Annotated in this window: 16 protein-coding genes; 7 read left to right on the top strand and 9 right to left on the bottom strand. The window is 61.8% G+C overall.

What is annotated here, in order from left to right:
• Positions 1 to 62 precede the first annotated feature (62 nt).
• From mdtD to yccS, 4 genes are all read left to right on the top strand, one after another.
• Entirely contained in the window at positions 63 to 1,490 is a 1,428-nt protein-coding gene (gene mdtD / locus L6D81_RS09690) for a multidrug transporter subunit MdtD (protein ID WP_236178877.1), read from the top strand.
• A gap of 121 nt (positions 1,491 to 1,611) precedes the next feature.
• Complete coding sequence (dbpA, locus tag L6D81_RS09685) at positions 1,612 to 2,997, top strand: ATP-dependent RNA helicase DbpA (protein ID WP_007959732.1); 1,386 nt, start codon at positions 1,612 to 1,614, stop codon at positions 2,995 to 2,997.
• Between the two features lie 181 nt (positions 2,998 to 3,178).
• Positions 3,179 to 4,357, top strand: coding sequence for a BaiN/RdsA family NAD(P)/FAD-dependent oxidoreductase (locus L6D81_RS09680; protein ID WP_236178876.1), 1,179 nt, complete (start codon positions 3,179 to 3,181; stop codon positions 4,355 to 4,357).
• A 154-nt stretch (positions 4,358 to 4,511) separates the two neighbouring features.
• On the top strand, positions 4,512 to 6,695 hold the full coding sequence (yccS, locus tag L6D81_RS09675; RefSeq protein WP_236178875.1) for a YccS family putative transporter: 2,184 nt from the start codon (positions 4,512 to 4,514) through the stop codon (positions 6,693 to 6,695).
• Positions 6,696 to 6,700: 5 nt separating this feature from the next.
• Here yccS and L6D81_RS09670 read toward each other — a convergent pair whose 3' ends face one another.
• Positions 6,701 to 7,438, bottom strand: a complete 738-nt coding sequence (locus L6D81_RS09670) for a substrate-binding periplasmic protein (RefSeq protein WP_236178874.1) — start codon at positions 7,436 to 7,438, stop codon at positions 6,701 to 6,703.
• Positions 7,439 to 7,694: 256 nt separating this feature from the next.
• On the opposite strand from L6D81_RS09670, the gene L6D81_RS09665 reads away from it, so the two are divergent.
• Positions 7,695 to 8,147: a GNAT family N-acetyltransferase gene (locus L6D81_RS09665; RefSeq protein WP_236178873.1), complete on the top strand. Its 453-nt coding sequence runs from the start codon at positions 7,695 to 7,697 to the stop codon at positions 8,145 to 8,147.
• Between the two features lie 40 nt (positions 8,148 to 8,187).
• Here the strand turns inward: L6D81_RS09665 and L6D81_RS09660 are convergent, their stop codons facing one another.
• Genes L6D81_RS09660 through L6D81_RS09650 form a run of 3 tightly spaced genes read right to left on the bottom strand, consistent with a single transcriptional unit; the run spans position 8,188 to position 11,165 of the window.
• The gene (locus L6D81_RS09660; RefSeq protein WP_236178872.1) at positions 8,188 to 8,484 is read right to left on the bottom strand and encodes a winged helix-turn-helix domain-containing protein; all 297 of its coding nucleotides are present in this window, start codon (positions 8,482 to 8,484) and stop codon (positions 8,188 to 8,190) included.
• Between the two features lie 24 nt (positions 8,485 to 8,508).
• Positions 8,509 to 9,000, bottom strand: coding sequence for a M48 metallopeptidase family protein (locus tag L6D81_RS09655; RefSeq protein WP_236178871.1), 492 nt, complete (start codon positions 8,998 to 9,000; stop codon positions 8,509 to 8,511).
• Between the two features lie 41 nt (positions 9,001 to 9,041).
• A complete protein-coding gene (locus L6D81_RS09650) occupies positions 9,042 to 11,165 on the bottom strand; it encodes a putative bifunctional diguanylate cyclase/phosphodiesterase (RefSeq protein ID WP_236178870.1) in 2,124 nt (707 codons plus the stop codon).
• 351 nt (positions 11,166 to 11,516) lie between these two features.
• Between L6D81_RS09650 and L6D81_RS09645 the strand changes: the two genes are divergently transcribed.
• A complete protein-coding gene (locus L6D81_RS09645) occupies positions 11,517 to 12,185 on the top strand; it encodes a polysaccharide lyase family 7 protein (RefSeq protein ID WP_236178869.1) in 669 nt (222 codons plus the stop codon).
• Between the two features lie 364 nt (positions 12,186 to 12,549).
• The gene (locus L6D81_RS09640) at positions 12,550 to 12,909 is read left to right on the top strand and encodes a DUF6124 family protein (RefSeq protein WP_236178868.1); all 360 of its coding nucleotides are present in this window, start codon (positions 12,550 to 12,552) and stop codon (positions 12,907 to 12,909) included.
• A gap of 83 nt (positions 12,910 to 12,992) precedes the next feature.
• On the opposite strand, the gene fba is transcribed toward L6D81_RS09640, so the two are convergent.
• The 5 genes from fba to epd form a co-directional block, all read right to left on the bottom strand.
• The gene (gene fba / locus L6D81_RS09635; RefSeq protein ID WP_007959708.1) at positions 12,993 to 14,057 is read right to left on the bottom strand and encodes a class II fructose-bisphosphate aldolase; all 1,065 of its coding nucleotides are present in this window, start codon (positions 14,055 to 14,057) and stop codon (positions 12,993 to 12,995) included.
• Positions 14,058 to 14,182: 125 nt separating this feature from the next.
• A complete protein-coding gene (locus L6D81_RS09630) occupies positions 14,183 to 14,515 on the bottom strand; it encodes an MliC family protein (RefSeq protein ID WP_236178867.1) in 333 nt (110 codons plus the stop codon).
• 57 nt (positions 14,516 to 14,572) lie between these two features.
• Positions 14,573 to 14,794 (bottom strand): hypothetical protein, encoded by a 222-nt coding sequence (locus L6D81_RS09625; RefSeq protein ID WP_236178866.1) that lies wholly within the window; start codon positions 14,792 to 14,794, stop codon positions 14,573 to 14,575.
• Between the two features lie 34 nt (positions 14,795 to 14,828).
• Entirely contained in the window at positions 14,829 to 15,992 is a 1,164-nt protein-coding gene (locus L6D81_RS09620) for a phosphoglycerate kinase (RefSeq protein WP_236178865.1), read from the bottom strand.
• A 12-nt stretch (positions 15,993 to 16,004) separates the two neighbouring features.
• Positions 16,005 to 17,057 carry an erythrose-4-phosphate dehydrogenase gene (gene epd / locus L6D81_RS09615; RefSeq protein WP_039767974.1) on the bottom strand — a complete coding sequence of 351 codons (1,053 nt, stop codon included), beginning with the start codon at positions 17,055 to 17,057 and terminating at the stop codon, positions 16,005 to 16,007.
• Positions 17,058 to 17,195: the final 138 nt, after the last annotated feature.

Here is a 17,195-nt window from a genome sequence, read left to right as displayed (position 1 = left end):
GCGTCCCGGGCTGCATTCCCACGCAGAGCGTGGGAACGATCAATCAACCAACAAGAGGTTCCATGCCCAACCGCCCGCCTCTCGACGCCATCACCGCCCGCTGGTTGCCATGGGTCGTCGCCATCGCTTTCTTCATGCAGTCCCTCGACGGGACCATCCTCAACACCGCCCTGCCGGCCATGGCCCGTGACCTGGCCGAAGACCCGCTGCGCATGCAGGGCGTGATCATCGCCTACATGCTCACCGTGGCCCTGCTGATTCCGGCCTCGGGCTGGATCGCCGACCGCTTCGGCACCAAGAAAATCTTCTTCGGCGCGATCCTGCTGTTCAGCCTCGGCTCGCTGCTCTGCGCCTTGTCGAGCAGCCTGAGCATGCTGATCGGCGCGCGCGTGATCCAGGGCCTTGGCGGTGCGCTGATGCTGCCGGTCGGGCGTCTGGTGGTGCTGCGTGCCTACCCGCGCTCGGAGCTGGTACGGATCATGGGCTTCATCACCATTCCCGGCCTGCTCGGCCCGCTGATCGGCCCGACCATGGGCGGCTGGATGGTGGAATACCTGACGTGGCACTGGATCTTCCTGATCAACCTGCCGGTCGGCCTCATCGGTTGCTACGCGGTGTGGAAGTTCATCCCCGACCTGCGCGGCACCGAGCGCACGCGCTTCGATAGCCTGGGGTTCCTGCTGTTCGGCGCGGCGATGGTGCTGATCACCATCGCCATGGAAGGCCTCGGCGAACTGCACCTGCCACACCTGCGGGTGATGCTGTTGCTGTTCGGCGGCATGGCCTGTCTGGCGGCGTACTGGTTGCGTGCGGGGCACATTGAAAACCCGCTGTTCGCGCCGTCGCTGTTCAAGACCCGCACCTTTGCGGTCGGCATCCTGGGCAACCTGTTCGCTCGCCTGGGCAGCGGTGCCCTGCCGTTTCTGGTGCCGTTGCTGCTGCAAGTGGCGCTGGGTTATTCGCCGTCCCAGGCCGGGATGAGCATGCTGCCGCTGGCGGCGGCCGCGATGGTCGCCAAGTGGGGCGCGCGGCCGCTGATCGAACGTCTGGGCTATCGCATCGTACTGACCGGCAACACCCTGCTTCTGGGGATCATGCTGGCGAGCATGGGGCTGGTCAGCGAGCAGACGCCGTACTGGCTGCTGCTGTGCCTGCTGGCGGTTCTCGGGGCGATCAACTCCCTGCAATTCACCGCGATGAACACCGTGACCCTGATCGACCTCGACGACGCCAGCGCCAGCAGCGGCAACAGCCTGCTGTCGGTGGTGGCGCAGTTGTCGCTGAGCCTTGGCGTGGCATGCGCCGGTGCGCTGCTTGGCGGCTTTACGGCGGAAGTCGGCAACGACGGCGTCGAGACCGTGTTGGGCGCTTTCCAGCTCACGTTCGTGACCGTCGGAGTCATGGCGATGCTGGCCGCGACGATTTTCTCGCAGCTATCGAAAGAGGACGGACGGCGTACCAAACGCCGGGAAGATCACATCGAGCATTGACCGGGACCTGCGTGGCGAGGGGAACCGCCCTCGTCACAGGCTTTGCGTTCGTCCAGAACTTTCGAGGAAAGTGGCCAGAGGCTGCTACACTGCGCGACATTTTGTTTTGCAGGCCAGTCCCGTGACCACCATCGCCACCGCTTTTAATACTTTGCCGCTGTCCGCCGCCATGCTGGCTAACCTCGACTCCCTCGGTTATGCCCAGATGACGCCGATCCAGGCGCAGAGCTTGCCGGTGATCCTCAAGGGGATGGACCTGATCGCCCAGGCCAAGACCGGCAGCGGCAAGACCGCCGCATTCGGCATCGGCCTGCTGAACCCGATCAATCCGCGCTACTTCGGCTGCCAGGCGCTGGTGATTTGCCCGACGCGCGAGCTGGCCGACCAGGTCGCCAAGGAAATCCGTCGTCTGGCCCGCGCCGAAGACAACATCAAGGTCCTGACCCTGTGCGGCGGCGTGTCCTTCGGCCCGCAGATCGGCTCGCTGGAGCACGGTGCGCACATCATCGTCGGCACTCCGGGCCGCATCCAGCAGCACCTGCGCAAGGGTTCGCTGGTCCTCGACGGCCTCAACACGCTGATCCTCGACGAAGCCGACCGCATGCTCGACATGGGTTTCTACGACGCCATCGAAGACATCATCGAGCAGACCCCGGCCCGCCGTCAGACCCTGCTGTTCTCGGCCACCTACCCGGTGGGCATCAAGCAACTGGCGTCGAAGTTCATGCGCGACCCGCAAACGGTGAAAGCCGAAGCGTTCCACGACGACACCCAGATCGAACAGCGCTTCTACGAGATTTCCCCGGAAGAGCGCATGAGCGCGGTGACCAAGGTCCTGCACCACTTCCGTCCGGCCTCCACCGTGGCGTTCTGCTTCACCAAGCAGCAAGTGCAGGAAACCGTCGATCACCTGACCTCCAAAGGCATTTCCGCCGTCGGCCTGCACGGCGACCTGGAACAGCGTGACCGCGATCAGGTGCTGGCGATGTTTGCCAACCGCAGTACTTCGGTACTGGTTGCCACCGACGTGGCCGCCCGTGGTCTGGACATCGATGCACTGGACATGGTGATCAACGTCGAACTGGCCCGCGACTCGGAAATCCACATTCACCGCGTCGGCCGTACCGGTCGTGCCGGCGAGAAAGGCATCGCGGTCAGCCTGGTGGCGCCGTCCGAAGCGCACCGCGCGCAAGCCATCGAACAATTGCAGAAAACCCCGCTGAACTGGGATCAGGTGGACAACCTCAAGTCCCAGGGCGGTGCCCCGCTGCAACCGCCGATGAGCACGCTGTGCATCGCTGGCGGGCGCAAGGACAAGGTACGTCCGGGCGACATTCTGGGCGCACTGACCGGTGAAGCCGGCATTCCGGGCGCCCAGGTCGGCAAGATCGCGATCTTCGACTTCCAGTCGTATGTGGCCGTCGAGCGCACCGTGGTCATGCAGGCGCTGCAGCGCTTGAACAACGGCAAGATCAAGGGGCGTTCGCTGCGCGTTCGCGTCCTCTGACCCGAGCATTACCGATACTGATCGTTCCCACGTCGAGGCGTCGAACCGTCCGCGTGGGAATGCCGCCATGGACGCTCTGCGTCCGCTTTTAAATCGTGACGCGGAGCGTCACAGGATGCATTCCCACGCAGACGGTTCGACGTGGGAACGATCTGCGTGGTCATTGTGTGAGGACACCGTTTTGCGCTCTACCGAAGTCGTGATCATTGGCGCTGGCGCCGCAGGGTTGATGTGTGCACTGACCGCCGCCGGGCGCGGGCGTCAGGTATTGCTGCTCGACCACGCGAACAAGGCCGGCAAGAAAATCCTGATGTCCGGCGGTGGGCGCTGCAACTTCACCAACCTGTACACCGAACCGAGCAATTTCCTCTCGCAGAATCCACATTTCTGCAAGTCCGCGCTGGCCCGTTACACCCAGTGGGATTTCATCGGCATGGTCGCCAAACACGGCGTGCCGTACCACGAAAAGAAACTCGGCCAACTGTTCTGTGATAACAAATCCAGCGACATCCTCGGCATGCTGCTGGACGAGTGCGATCAGGTCGGCGTCAACCTGCACCTGGACACCTCGATCCAGACCATCGAGAAAGTCGAGGGCGGTTACCTGCTCGACACCACCCTCGGCCAGATCCAGTGCCAGTCACTGGTGATCGCCACCGGCGGCCTGTCGATCCCGACGCTGGGCGCGACCGGTTTCGGTTATCAGGTCGCCAGACAGTTCGGCCATGAACTGCTGCCGACCCGCGCCGGGCTGGTGCCGTTCACCATCACCGATCAGCTCAAGGACTTGTGCACCGAACTGTCCGGCACCTCGGTGGATTGCCTGGTCAGCTGCAACGACCAGAGCTTTCGCGAGAACATCCTGTTCACTCACCGTGGCCTCAGCGGCCCGGCGATCCTGCAGATTTCTTCGTTCTGGGAGCCGGGCGACACGGTCGAGATCAACCTGCTGCCCGATCACGACGCCGCGAGCTGGCTGCAACAGCAGACTGCCGAACGTCCGAACAGCGAACTGAAAACCCTGCTCGGCGAAATCTTCACCAAGAAGATGGCCAACCTGCTGGCCGACCACTGGTTCGTCTCCAAACCGATGAAGCAGTACACCCACGCCGAACTGGCGGACATCGCCGAGAAGCTGGGCAGCTGGAAAGTCGTCCCGGCCGGCACCGAAGGCTACCGCACCGCCGAAGTCACCCTCGGTGGCGTCGATACCCGCGAAGTGTCGTCCAAAACCATGGAATCGCTGAAAAGCCCGGGCCTCTACTTCGTCGGCGAAGTGCTCGACGTTACCGGGCATCTGGGCGGGTTCAACTTCCAGTGGGCCTGGGCATCGGGTTACGCCGCCGCGCAGTACGTCTGACAAACACAGATGCCTGAGGGAGCAAGCTTGCTCCCTCGGGGGTATGTGGTGCATGAAAGGAACACTTTTTGCTGTCAGATGTGATCGGCGCCATTGCGTCGGCGTCATTACTGGCTCAATTTAGCGGCATCGCCTCGGAAGGCCTTCGCACTTCATGTCCTCGACCTCGTTTCGTCAGTCTTTGCGGCGCCTGTGGGCGCTGGATAAATTCAGCTACAGCGTGCGGGTGTTCATCGCCCTGACCGGCAGCATGGCGCTGTGCTGGTATCAGGATGAAATGGGGCTGCTGATCCCGCTGTTCCTGGGGATCATCGCCAGCGCCCTGGCCGAGACCGACGACAGTTGGCAGGGCCGCCTCAATGCCCTGGCGGTGACGCTGGTGTGCTTCAGCATCGCGGCGCTGTCCGTGGAGCTGCTCTTCCCCTACCCCATCGTGTTCGTGATTGCGTTGGCACTGGCCAGCTTCGGCCTGACCATGCTCGGTGCGCTCGGCGAACGTTACGGGGCGATTGCCTCGGCGACCCTGATTCTTTCCGTCTACACCATGATCGGCGTGGATCAGCGTGGCGGCGCGGTCACGGATTTCTGGCATGAGCCGATGCTGCTGGTGGCCGGCGCCGCCTGGTACGGCCTGCTGTCGGTGCTGTGGCAGGCGATGTTTTCCAATCAGCCGGTGCAGCAGAGTCTGGCGCGGCTGTTCCGCGAACTCGGTTATTACCTGAAGCTGAAAGCCTCGCTGTTCGAACCGATCCGTCAGCTGGACGTCGAAGCGCGGCGCCTGGAACTGGCCCAGCAAAACGGCCGGGTCGTGGCGGCCCTGAACAGCGCCAAGGAAATCATCCTGCACCGGGTCGGCAATGGGCGCCCCGGCTCAAAGGTCAGCCGCTACCTGAAGCTGTACTTCCTCGCCCAGGACATTCACGAGCGCGCCAGTTCTTCGCACTACCCGTACAACGCCCTGGCCGATGCGTTCTTCCACAGCGACGTGCTGTTCCGCTGCCAGCGCTTGCTGCGCCAGCAAGGCAAGGCCTGTCGGGCGCTGGCCGAGTCGATTCAGATGCGCCAGCCGTTCACCTACGACGCGAGTTTCGCCGAAGCCCTGAGCGACCTGCACGCCTCCCTCGAACACCTGCGCATCCAGAGCAACCCGGCCTGGCGCGGGCTGCTGCGTTCATTGCGCGCACTGGCGGCCAACCTCGGCACCCTCGACCGTTTGCTCAGCGACGCCAGCAACCCCGACGCCCTCGCCGATGCCACCGACAGCAGCCTGCTCGACCGCTCGCCGCGCAACTTCAAGGACGTATGGATTCGTCTGCGCACGCAACTGACGCCGACTTCGCTGCTGTTCCGCCACGCGCTGCGTTTGCCGCTGGCGTTGAGCATCGGCTACGGCATGGTGCACCTGATTCACCCGTCGCAGGGTTACTGGATCATCCTCACCACGCTGTTCGTCTGCCAACCCAACTACGGCGCCACCCGGCGCAAACTCGGCCAACGGATTTTCGGCACGGCGATCGGCCTGACGATTGCCTGGGCGCTGTTCGATCTGTTCCCGAGTCCGCTGGTGCAGTCGTGCTTCGCCATCGCTGCCGGCGTGGTGTTCTTTACCAACCGCACCACCCGCTACACCGTGGCCACCGCCGCGATCACGATCATGGTGCTGTTCTGCTTCAACCAGGTGGGTGACGGCTACGGACTGTTTTTGCCGCGGCTGTTCGATACCCTGCTCGGCAGCCTGATCGCCGGGCTTGCGGTGTTCCTGTTCCTGCCGGACTGGCAGGGTCGGCGCCTGAACAAAGTGCTGGCCAACACCCTCACCTGCAACAGCATTTACCTGCGCCAGATCATGCAGCAATACGCTGCCGGCAAGAGCGACGACCTCGCCTATCGCCTGGCCCGGCGCAACGCGCACAACGCCGACGCCGCACTATCAACGACGCTGGCGAACATGCTGATGGAGCCGGGGCATTTCCGGAAGGAAGCCGACGTGGGCTTCCGCTTCCTGGTGCTGTCGCACACCTTGCTCAGCTATCTGTCAGGCCTCGGCGCACACCGGGAAACCCAGCTGCCGGCCGAGGTGCGCGAACACCTGATCGACGGTGCCGGGGTGAGTCTGGCGGCGAGCATCGATGAAATCGCCCAGGGTCTGGCGAGCAAACAACCGATCGCGATTCAGAGCGACGAGGAAGAAGCGCTGGCCAATGAACTGGAGCAGATGCCGGACGAAATCGACGAAGGCCAGCGACTGGTACAGACACAACTGGCACTGATCTGCCGCCAGCTCGGGCCGTTGCGCACGCTGGCGGCGCATTTGATCAAGGACACCGCCGAAGACTGAGTTGCTCACATCCCATGCTGCCTCAGCAACTTGTCATAGCTGCCATCGGCCTTCATCGACGCAATCGCCTTGTCGAACCCGGCCACGATCTGCTCGTGATGCGGGTTCTTCAGGCTGACCAGAATGTGCAGGCTGTTCTCGCTCAGCGGCTTGGGCAAAAACTCCACCGTGTTGCGCACTTTCGCTGATTCCCGGGCCAGGTAGTAACGGGCGACGTATTCGTCTTCCAGGGTCAGCTTGACCCGATCGGCCGCGAGCATGCGCACGGCCATGGCGAAGTTATGCACAGGGACCTTCTGCAACGCGGTGTCGGCATCGAACGGCGCCGAATAGGCGTAGCCGCGCACCACCGCAATCGGATAGGTGTGCAGTTCCTGCAGGTCGTTGTATTCGATGGGCGCATCTTTGCGCTTCAAGAAACGCACTCGATTGAGCAGGTACTCGGCAGAAAACTGCCCGATCTTCGTACGCTCGTCGTTGTACCAGGCGTTGACCAGCACGTCGTAACGTCCCTCGCCGACCCCCATCAGCGCCCGCGCCCACGGCACCTGCTCATAACCGCTGGCATAACCGGCACGGGCCAGGGCCGTGCTGACGATGTCGGTCGCCAGCCCACCGTTGACCAGCGTGTCATCGGTAAAGGGCGGCCAGACGTCGAACACCAGACGCAATTTCTCCGCTGCAGCGCTTTGACCCAGCAACAGCAATCCGATCAAAGCAAAGGCTCGATGCAATCGCGGCATGCTTGAAAATCCTTAGCGGGCGGGCCGCCCGGCGTGTTTTCAGTCAAAACCCCAAGGCCCCTTACCGGCGAATCCCAGGCCCTAACATTAGCTCATTGAAGCCATCGCACAGCGCTTCCCAGCAGATTACACAAAGTTCGGCGGACCGCGATATTGGAATGATGGCATTTTGGCCTTTGTCACAGATTTCTAAGCCATACAGACATATTTCGGCGCTGCGCTTAGTATCGGGCGACATAGTTCAAGGAATCAGAAGATGACAATCGAGTGGGTTTGCAAACATCACAGCGATCTGGGACTGGAGCAGCTGTACGCCATTTTGAAATTGCGCTCGGAAGTGTTCGTGGTCGAACAGCGCTGCGCGTACCTGGATCCGGACGGACAGGATCTGGATGGCGACACCTGCCATTTGATGGGCTGGGACGGTAATCAACTGGTGGCGTACCTGCGCCTGCTGGATCCGCAATCCCAGGGCGGCGACGTGGTGATCGGCCGCGTGCTGACGGCGCCGGCCGCACGCGGCAAGGGGCTGGGCCATGAAATGATGGAACAGGCGCTGAAACAGGCCGAAAGGCATTGGCCCGAAGTGCCGATCTATCTCTCGGCCCAGGCGCATTTGCAGGGGTATTACGGGCGGTACGGGTTTGTGGCGGCGGGTGAGGAATACCTGGAGGATGACATTCCGCACATTGGCATGCGCAGGTCTTGAGATGCCCCCTTCGCGGGCTTGCCCGCGAAGGGCTGCAAGTTCAGGGATACTCGAGAACCGCCTTGACCTGCCGCAAATTCCGCTCGATCCACCCCCGATCAATCGCCCCCCACTCGCGAATCCGGTAGCGCCCCGCATGGTTGCGCGCGCCCTCTTCCTGTTCGAACTCGCAGACGATATCCAGATCCGCCAGCGCCGCAATCGTGTCCTGCGCCGTACGCCGGGGCATGCCAGTGACCTCGGTCAGCGCCGGCACGCTGCTGGCCAGGCCGCTGTCGATCAGGTACGCCACGTACAAGCGCCGGTAGAAACTGCTCTTGGTCTTGCTCACGTCCATGCATGCGCTCCGTTGTTTGATGTCTTATTGCATGTCCCGCCACGTCAGGTACACCCGCAGGTCGAACTCGACCTGGTGGTAGCCCGGCAGCATGTGCTCACATAACTTATAGAACGCCTTGTTGTGATCCGACTCCTTGAAGTGCGCCAACTCGTGCACCACGATCATCTTCAGAAACTCCGGCGCGGCGTCCTTGAACAGCGAGGCGATGCGAATCTCTTTCTTGGCCTTGAGCTTGCCGCCCTGCACCCGCGAGACCGTGGTGTGCAGGCCGAGGGCGCGGTGGGTCAGGTCGAGGCGGTTGTCGAACAGGACCTTGTCGATGGCCGGGGCGTTGCGCAGGTATTCCTGTTTCAGGTCCAGCGCGTAGCCGTACAGCGCCTTGTCGCTCTGCACATCGTGGCGGCCCGGATAGCGCTGGTTCAGATAGTCACCGAGGCGGTTGTCAGCGATCAATTGGCGCACCTGATCCTGCAGATTCGCGGGATAGGCCTGGAGGTATTTCAACGCAGTCATCGGGCGGCACGGGTCATGAAAAGGTCGCCAGTGTAGCGAATTCAACCGGCCAACGCGCTCCAGTCGAACGGCTCGGTAAAGCGGACGGTGTCCTCGGCGACCAACGGCCGCGCCACCAGAAACCCTTGCACGTACTCACAACCATGGGCTCGCAACCACTGGTATTGCTCGACGGTTTCCACGCCTTCGGCAATCACCAGCAAGCCGTATTCCTTGCACAGATCGATGACCATGCGCACCAGCGAAGCGTCGCGGGAGGAGTCCGGCAATCGGGCGATCAGGTGTCGATCAAGCTTGAGGGTGTCCAGTTCCAGATCACGCAGATGCGCCAGCGAGCAGGCGCCGGAACCGAAATCGTCCAGCGCCACCCGCACCCCGAGATTGCGCAGCAGCTTCAGTTGTTTGCGGGTTTCATCCGGGTTGATCGTCAGCGCGTCCTCGGTCACTTCCACTTCCATCTGGTGCGGCTGCAAACCATGGCGCTCCAGCACCTGACGCAATTCGGTGACCAGATTCGGCAGGCCGAACTGGGTGTTGCTCAGGCTCACGCCAATGACCAGATCCCTGGAAAATTCGGACTCCCACGCCTTACGTTGCCCGGCGCTGCGATGATAGATCCAGCTGCCGAGCCGGCTGATCAGCGTGGCCTCCTCCAGCAACGGCAGGAACAGTCCCGGCGGCACGTCGCCGACACTCGGGTGCTGCCAGCGCAGCAGCGCCTCGAAACCACGAACGCGACCATCACCAATGGCCACCTGCGGCTGATACACCAGATTGAAATCGCGGTTCTCGATGGCGCTGCGCACGCTCTCTTCCAGCATCAGCCGCGACCGCGCGCGGCCGTTCATTTCATGATCGTAGAAGCGATATTGCTGACGCCCGGCCCGCTTGGCCTCGTACATGGCGATGTCCGAGGCGCGCAGCAAACCGTCGAGGTTGTTGCCGCAGTCCGGGTAGGTGGCGATGCCGATGCTCGCACCCAGAGCAATATCCAGGCCTTCGATCTGCTGACAGATCGACACCCGCTCGATGAGCTTCTCGGCAATCTTCGCCGCTTGTTCGGGGAATTCCAGATCCAGCAGCGCAGTGAACTCATCACCGCCCATCCGCGCCAGAATGTCGAAGGGCCGCAGACAGGTTTTCAATTGTTCGGAGACCCAGCGCAGCACTCGGTCCCCGGCATCATGCCCAAGGGAATCATTGACCCGCTTGAAGCCATCGAGATCGAGGTACATCAACACCCAACTGCTGTCCGTGCGTTCACCGCGCAGCAGCAGGTTCTCCACGGTCTGGTAAAAGCCCCGGCGATTGAGCAGCCCGGTCAGCGGGTCGGTGACGGCCTGAAACTCCAGCTGCTGATGCAGATGGCGCACCACCGACATGTCCAGTACCGTCACCACCATCGCGTGCTGTTCACTGGGCAGCGGCGCACAGGACAAGGCCACCGGCACCTGCTGCCCCGGAGCGGTACGCAGCAACGCGTCGTGTAGACGCAACGTCTCGCCACGCTTGTAGCCGGCGTAAAACTCGGAATCGGCCCACAGCGGAATGTGCGGTTTCTGCAGGAAATCGAGAAACTCCTGCCCTTCCAGCTCTTTCACCGGCGCATTGAGCAACCGGGAAATCGCCGGGTTGGCGAAACGGATCAAGCCATCCTCACCCAACACCAGAATGCCTTCGGCAGCGTTATCCAGCACCGAGGCATTGAAGGCTCGCGCCGATTCCAGATCCTGACTCAAACGCTGCAAGGCCCGGCGATTGCGCTGGTGCTCGAGCAACGCCTGGACTTTCGGCTTGAGAATCTGCGGATCGAAGGGTTTGAACAGGTAATCCACCGCACCGCTGGCGTAGCCTTTGATCACGGCGTCCTGGGACTGCTCGTTGGCGGTGAGGAAAATGATAGGGGTCAGGCGTGTGCGCTGGCTGCCGCGCATCAGGCGCGCGACTTCGAAACCGTCCATCCCCGGCATCTGCACATCCAGCAGCACCAGGTCGATGTCGTGCTCGAGCAGCAGGCTGAGCGCTTCGAAACCAGAGGCGGCGGTCAAGACCTGCCAATCCTGGCGCTGCAGCAACGCGCGCATGCTGATCAGGTTTTCAGGGTAATCATCAACGATCAAAAGGACTGAGCTGCCTTCACCTGGCTGGGGTTGCGCGCATTCCATGCTGCTTCTCTTTTCGGGACATCTCGTGTCGTGGCCTCTCGAGTCAGTACGCTGCGCGGTTTTTTATGAAAACCGTACAGTCACCGAGTCTTCACTCTAGTCCGGGATCTGTAAAAGCAATAGCTGTCATCCAGCCATCATTTAACCAAACCGGTCATCAGCCGACTAACGGTCACGGCCGCAAGCCCCGAATTCCGGGAAAGGTGGCATTTCGACAGGATGTTGACGCCAATCATCCGCCAGACGGCCGTTAACAAAAAATCCCTCTACGCTTATAAAGGCCGCCCCCAAGAGGCGCGGGCTAGAGCTTCTGGCACGCGCGTGCAAGAGAAATAGAGTGGAAGAACCGACATGATCGACCTCGCAACCTGGAACCTCAGCGTTCCCGTTGGCAGCCCGCCCTACACTGTCGAAACCTCCAAACTGGTGAACGGCTTCAAAGATCAGTACTTCCATTCCGACACCGGCACCCTGTTCTTCTGGTCCCCGGTGACCGGCTCGAAAACCGAAAACGCCATTTATCCGCGCACTGAACTGCGCGAGACCTACAGCAATGGAACATTGCGCAACTGGTATTACCCCGACGCCGACAACCTGCTGCGCGCGACCCTTTCGGTCAACAAGGTGCCCAGCTCCGGCAAGATCGTCATCGGCCAGATCCACGCCTATGAAAGCCAGAAGCCGATGCTCAAGCTTGAATACCAATACAAAGAAAAAACCCAAACCGGCAACCTGGTGATCAAGCTGCGCACCCATCCGGATCAGGACGAAAGCCGCGTCATCACCCTCGCCACCGGGATCAAACTCAATCGCGAGTTCAACTACCTCATTCACCTGAGCCCCGGCGGTGCGCTGGGCGTGAGTGCAGCCGGGTATCAGTGGGATTCGCAGATCAGCGCGACGTGGCGCAACAAGCCGCTGTATTTCAAGGCGGGCGTGTATGTGCAGGACAACACCGGGTACACCAGTGAGGGTGGGCAGGTGACGTTCTCCAAACTCGATATCGATCACAATAAATAGCAGCCGCGCGACCGTTTAAGGCTTCTGTTTAAAGGCAGTGCGCGTAACGTCCCGAAGCCTACAACGGCTTGCGTCGCGGCCTACCGGTACGCCAGAATCCGCCGGCTTGTGCGCCTGGAGGGCCATCGGTAACTTGATTCGGGTCACTGATTCGCAGTGATCGGGTTTAGTAGCCCGAGGGTTCGCGAGGCGTATTTGCACTCCAGAAAGTGAGATATCTCGATATCTGCGCTTGATGGTAGCTGTACGCAGGGCGCTTTCGGGCGCGCCGGTTCGCGTCTCCCCGGTCTACTAACCTGCGTTCAGCTGCCACCCCATCGTTTAGTAGCGATCCGGTGTCGGCTCCATTTCCCGGAGACGAAACATGATTCAATCGACGCCTCATCCGCCGGTCACAGACCCGGCCTCCCCCTACGATCCCCTCGACCCCACCAAACTCAACGAAGCCGCCGAACGCGCCCTCGACCACTACCTCTGCCCCGGCGCCCGCATCATGGCCACGGTCAACGAACCCGACCGCATGTACTTCGCCAACCCCGCCTACAACACCGAATCCCTGCTGGCCAACGCCAGCGAAACCCTCGGCTCCGCCAGCGAAATGCTCAACAACTTCGCCGCCACTCTCCCTCCCGCCGAGCGCAAAACCGCGATAGGCATTGCGCAGTTGGTGATGCTGGGGGAACTGGCGGTGAATCAGGCGCTGGATCACGTCGAGCCGAACTAGGAACCCTCGTTCATCCGACAAAATCGGCTCAAAAAAAACCCGCCTCACGGCGGGTTTCTTTCAACTCAGCTCAACACCCAGTCTCAATTGACCTTGGCGTTCAACTCACCCTTCAGATAACGCTGATACATGCTTTCCAGCGAGATCGGCTTGATCTTCGAAGCGTTGCCAGCAGTACCGAAAGCCTCATAACGAGCGATACATACATCGCGCATCGCCTTCACGGTTTCGCCGAAGAATTTACGTGGGTCGAACTCGCTCGGGTTGGTGGCCATCAGGCGACGCATGGCGCCGGTGGAGGCCAGACGCAGGTCGGTGTCGATGTTGACCTTGCGCACGCCGTGCTTGATGCCTTCGACGATTTCTTCAACCGGTACGCCGTAGGTTTCTTTGATGTCGCCACCGTACTGGTTGATGATCGCCAGCCACTCTTGTGGCACCGACGAGGAACCGTGCATCACCAGGTGGGTGTTCGGGATGCGTTTGTGGATTTCCTTGATGCGGTCGATCGCCAGCACGTCACCGGTAGGTGGCTTGGTGAACTTGTAGGCGCCGTGGCTGGTGCCGATGGCGATGGCCAGGGCATCAACCTGAGTCTTCTTGACGAAGTCAGCAGCTTCTTCCGGGTCGGTCAGCATCTGGCTGTGATCCAGAACGCCTTCGGCGCCGATGCCGTCTTCTTCACCGGCCATGCCGGTTTCCAGCGAACCCAGGCAGCCCAGCTCGCCTTCAACCGAAACGCCGCAGGCGTGGGCCATGGCGACGGTTTGTTGGGTCACGCGGACGTTGTATTCGTAGTCGGTCGGGGTCTTGCCGTCTTCGCCGAGGGAGCCGTCCATCATGACCGAGCTGAAGCCCAGTTGAATGGAGCGCTGGCAGACGTCAGGGCTGGTGCCGTGGTCCTGGTGCATGCACACCGGGATGTGCGGGAATTCTTCGATCGCGGCCAGGATCAGGTGACGCAGGAACGGGGCGCCGGCGTATTTGCGGGCACCGGCCGAAGCCTGGACGATCACCGGGGAGTCAGTCTTGTCAGCGGCTTCCATGATGGCGCGCATCTGCTCAAGGTTGTTGACGTTGAAGGCTGGAACGCCGTAGCCGAACTCGGCTGCGTGGTCCAGCATCTGGCGCATGCTGATAAGTGCCATTGTGTGTCTCTCTCCCGGTTTGGGTCGTTAATCGTGCCAGCCTGCCGGAGCGGCGGCGGCTATTCAAGTGATTGCAGATCGGGGGTTGAGGCCCGGCCTGGTGATTCGATAAAGCAAATTCTGTTTTATTCGGCCTTGCAGCCACGGCCGATCAGATCATTGGTGGCGACCCAGTAAACCAGGCCTTCCTCACCTTTGATGTGAAACGCCAGCATGTCGTCGCTGTACAGCGCGCCCGAGGCACCCGGCTCTTCTTTCAGGCGATAGACCTGATCGCCGCCGCCCAGGCGCACATCGACTTCCTGGCGGGCGGCATCGGTGTAGCGCCACAGCACCTTGGCCTGGCTGTCGCAGGTCCAGGTGGTCCAGTTATCCACAGGGCTGGACGACTGGAACGGGTTCCACTGCGCGCAACCACCCAACAAGCCCAGTGCCGCAACGGCGATCAAGCCTTTCATCCGTGTTCCTCGACCGGCAGCGCACGCCGCCGGCCCTGAGTTAAAGAGTCAGACCGGTCAAGGACAACCATGTTCCTTGGCCGGGGTTTGCGTCTCGTATTTGTCCAGGCCTTCCGGCCCCGAGCGCTTGTTCAGCACCGGGTTGGTTTCGGCCTGCCAGTCGGCCTGGTAGCAACCTTTCCGGGCCTCGCCCGGTGCCGGTGTCGGCTCGGCCTTCGGGTTGCTCCCGCAGGCCGCCAGCGCACCGGTCAGCAGCAACAGCGCTAACGACTTGACCATCTGAACACTCCTTTGCCTGGCCAAACGGGCGGCCTCAGGCCTTGGCCCGGCTTTCCAGGACTTCAACGGCCGGCAGCACCTTGCCTTCGACGAATTCGAGAAACGCACCACCGCCGGTGGAAATGTAGGAGATCTTTTGCGCCACGCCATATTTATCGATGGCCGCCAGGGTGTCGCCACCGCCGGCAATCGAGAACGCCGCGCTTTCGGCGATGGCTTCGGCCAGTACTTTGGTGCCGTTGCCGAACTGGTCGAATTCGAAGACGCCGACCGGGCCGTTCCACAGGATGGTTTTCGACGACTTCAGCAGTTCGGCGAAGTTGGCCGCGGTTTGCGGGCCGATGTCGAGGATCATGTCGTCGGCAGCCACGTCAGCGATCAGTTTTACAGTCGCTTCGGCGCTCTCGGCGAATTCCTTGGCAACCACCACGTCCACCGGCAGCGGAACGCTGACCTTGGCGGCGATGGCCCGCGCAGTGTCCAGCAGGTCCGGCTCGTACAGCGACTTGCCGACCGGGTGACCGGCCGCAGCGAGGAAGGTGTTGGCGATGCCGCCGCCGACGATCAGTTGATCGCAGATCTGGCTCAGGCTGTTCAGTACGTCGAGTTTGGTCGACACCTTGGAGCCGGCAACGATGGCCGCCATCGGCTTGGCCGGTGCGCCCAGGGCTTTGCCCAGCGCGTCGAGCTCAGCAGCCAGCAGCGGGCCGGCAGCGGCGACCTTGGCGAACCTGGCCACGCCGTGGGTCGAACCTTCGGCGCGGTGAGCGGTACCGAAAGCGTCCATCACGAACACGTCGCACAGGGCAGCGTATTGCTGGGCCAACTCGTCGGCGTTCTTTTTCTCGCCCTTGTTGAAGCGCACGTTTTCGAACAGCACGATATCGCCGGCCTTGACGTCAACGCCGCCCAGGTAATCGGCCACCAGCGGCACTTCGCGGCCCAGGGCCTTGCTCAGGTACTCAGCGACTGGCTTGAGGCTGTTCTCGGCGGAGAATTCGCCTTCGGTCGGACGACCCAGGTGCGAGCAGACCATCACGGCCGCGCCTTTTTCCAGGGCCAGCTTGATGGTCGGCAGCGAAGCCAGGATACGCGCATCGCTGGTGACAACACCGTCCTTGACTGGGACGTTGAGGTCTTCGCGGATCAATACGCGCTTACCTTGCAGATCGAGGTCGGACATCTTCAACACGGTCATGGGTCGCACTTCCTACGGTTTTTTTGAAGTCGCTGTTTGCAGATAGTGTTCTGCAACATCCAGCATTCGGTTGGCAAAACCCCATTCGTTGTCGAACCAGGCCAGGATGTTCACCAGCCGAGGGCCGGAAACGCGGGTCTGACTGGCATCGACGATGGCCGAATGTGGGTCATGGTTGAAATCACAACTGGCGTGAGGCAATTCGGTGTAGGCCAGCAGACCTTTGAGCGGGCCGCTGGTGGCGGCGTCGCGCAGGATCCGGTTGACCTCGCCCGCGTCGGTGTCGCTTGCGGTCTGCATCGTGATGTCGAGGCAGGACACGTTGACCGTCGGCACGCGTACGGCTTTGGCCTGGATTCGCCCGGCAAGTTCCGGCAGCAGGCGCTCGATGCCGCGCGCCAGACCGGTGGACACCGGGATCACCGACTGGAACGCCGAACGGGTGCGGCGCAGGTCTTCGTGGTGATAGGCGTCGATCACCGGCTGATCGTTCATCGCCGAGTGAATCGTGGTGATCGACACGTAATCCAGGCCGACCGCCTGATCCAGCAGACGCAACAGCGGTACGCCGCAGTTGGTGGTGCAGGAGGCGTTGGACACCAGCAGTTCGTCGCCGGTCAGGCAATCCTGATTGACGCCGTAGACGATGGTGGCATCGACATCCGCCTCGCTGGCCATCGGCTGGGAAAACAGCACACGCGGCGCGCCGGCGTCGAGAAAACGCTGGCCGTCTGCGCGGGTGTGCCAGGCGCCGGAGCATTCGAGCACCAGATCGACGCCCAGCGACGCCCAATCGATGCCTTCGGGGGTGGCACTGCGCAGGACCTTCACGCAGTCGCCATTAATATGCAGACAATCGCCATCGACCTTCACCTCGCCGGGGAACCGGCCGTGGGTGGAGTCGAAGCGTGTCAGGTATTCGATGCTGGCCATGTCGGCCAGATCGTTGATCGCGACAATCTCGAACCCGGCCTTTTCGCCTCGCTCGAACAACGCACGCAAGACGCAACGACCAATCCGGCCGTAGCCGTTGAGTGCAACTTTGTAGGGACGCGGTTGAGGCATGGGGTTCTCGATTACCGTGGTAAATCCGTTATTGCAGTGTGGTCAGAGCCACCGCTTTCGCGAGCAAGCTCGCTCCCACAGTGTTCTAGGTTGGTCACACATTTTGTGTACACCAAAGAACCTGTGGGAGCGAGCTTG

Source organism: Pseudomonas sputi (genome assembly GCF_021603585.1).
Lineage (GTDB): Bacteria > Pseudomonadota > Gammaproteobacteria > Pseudomonadales > Pseudomonadaceae > Aquipseudomonas > Aquipseudomonas sputi.
This window is presented reverse-complemented; position numbering and strand designations above follow the sequence as displayed.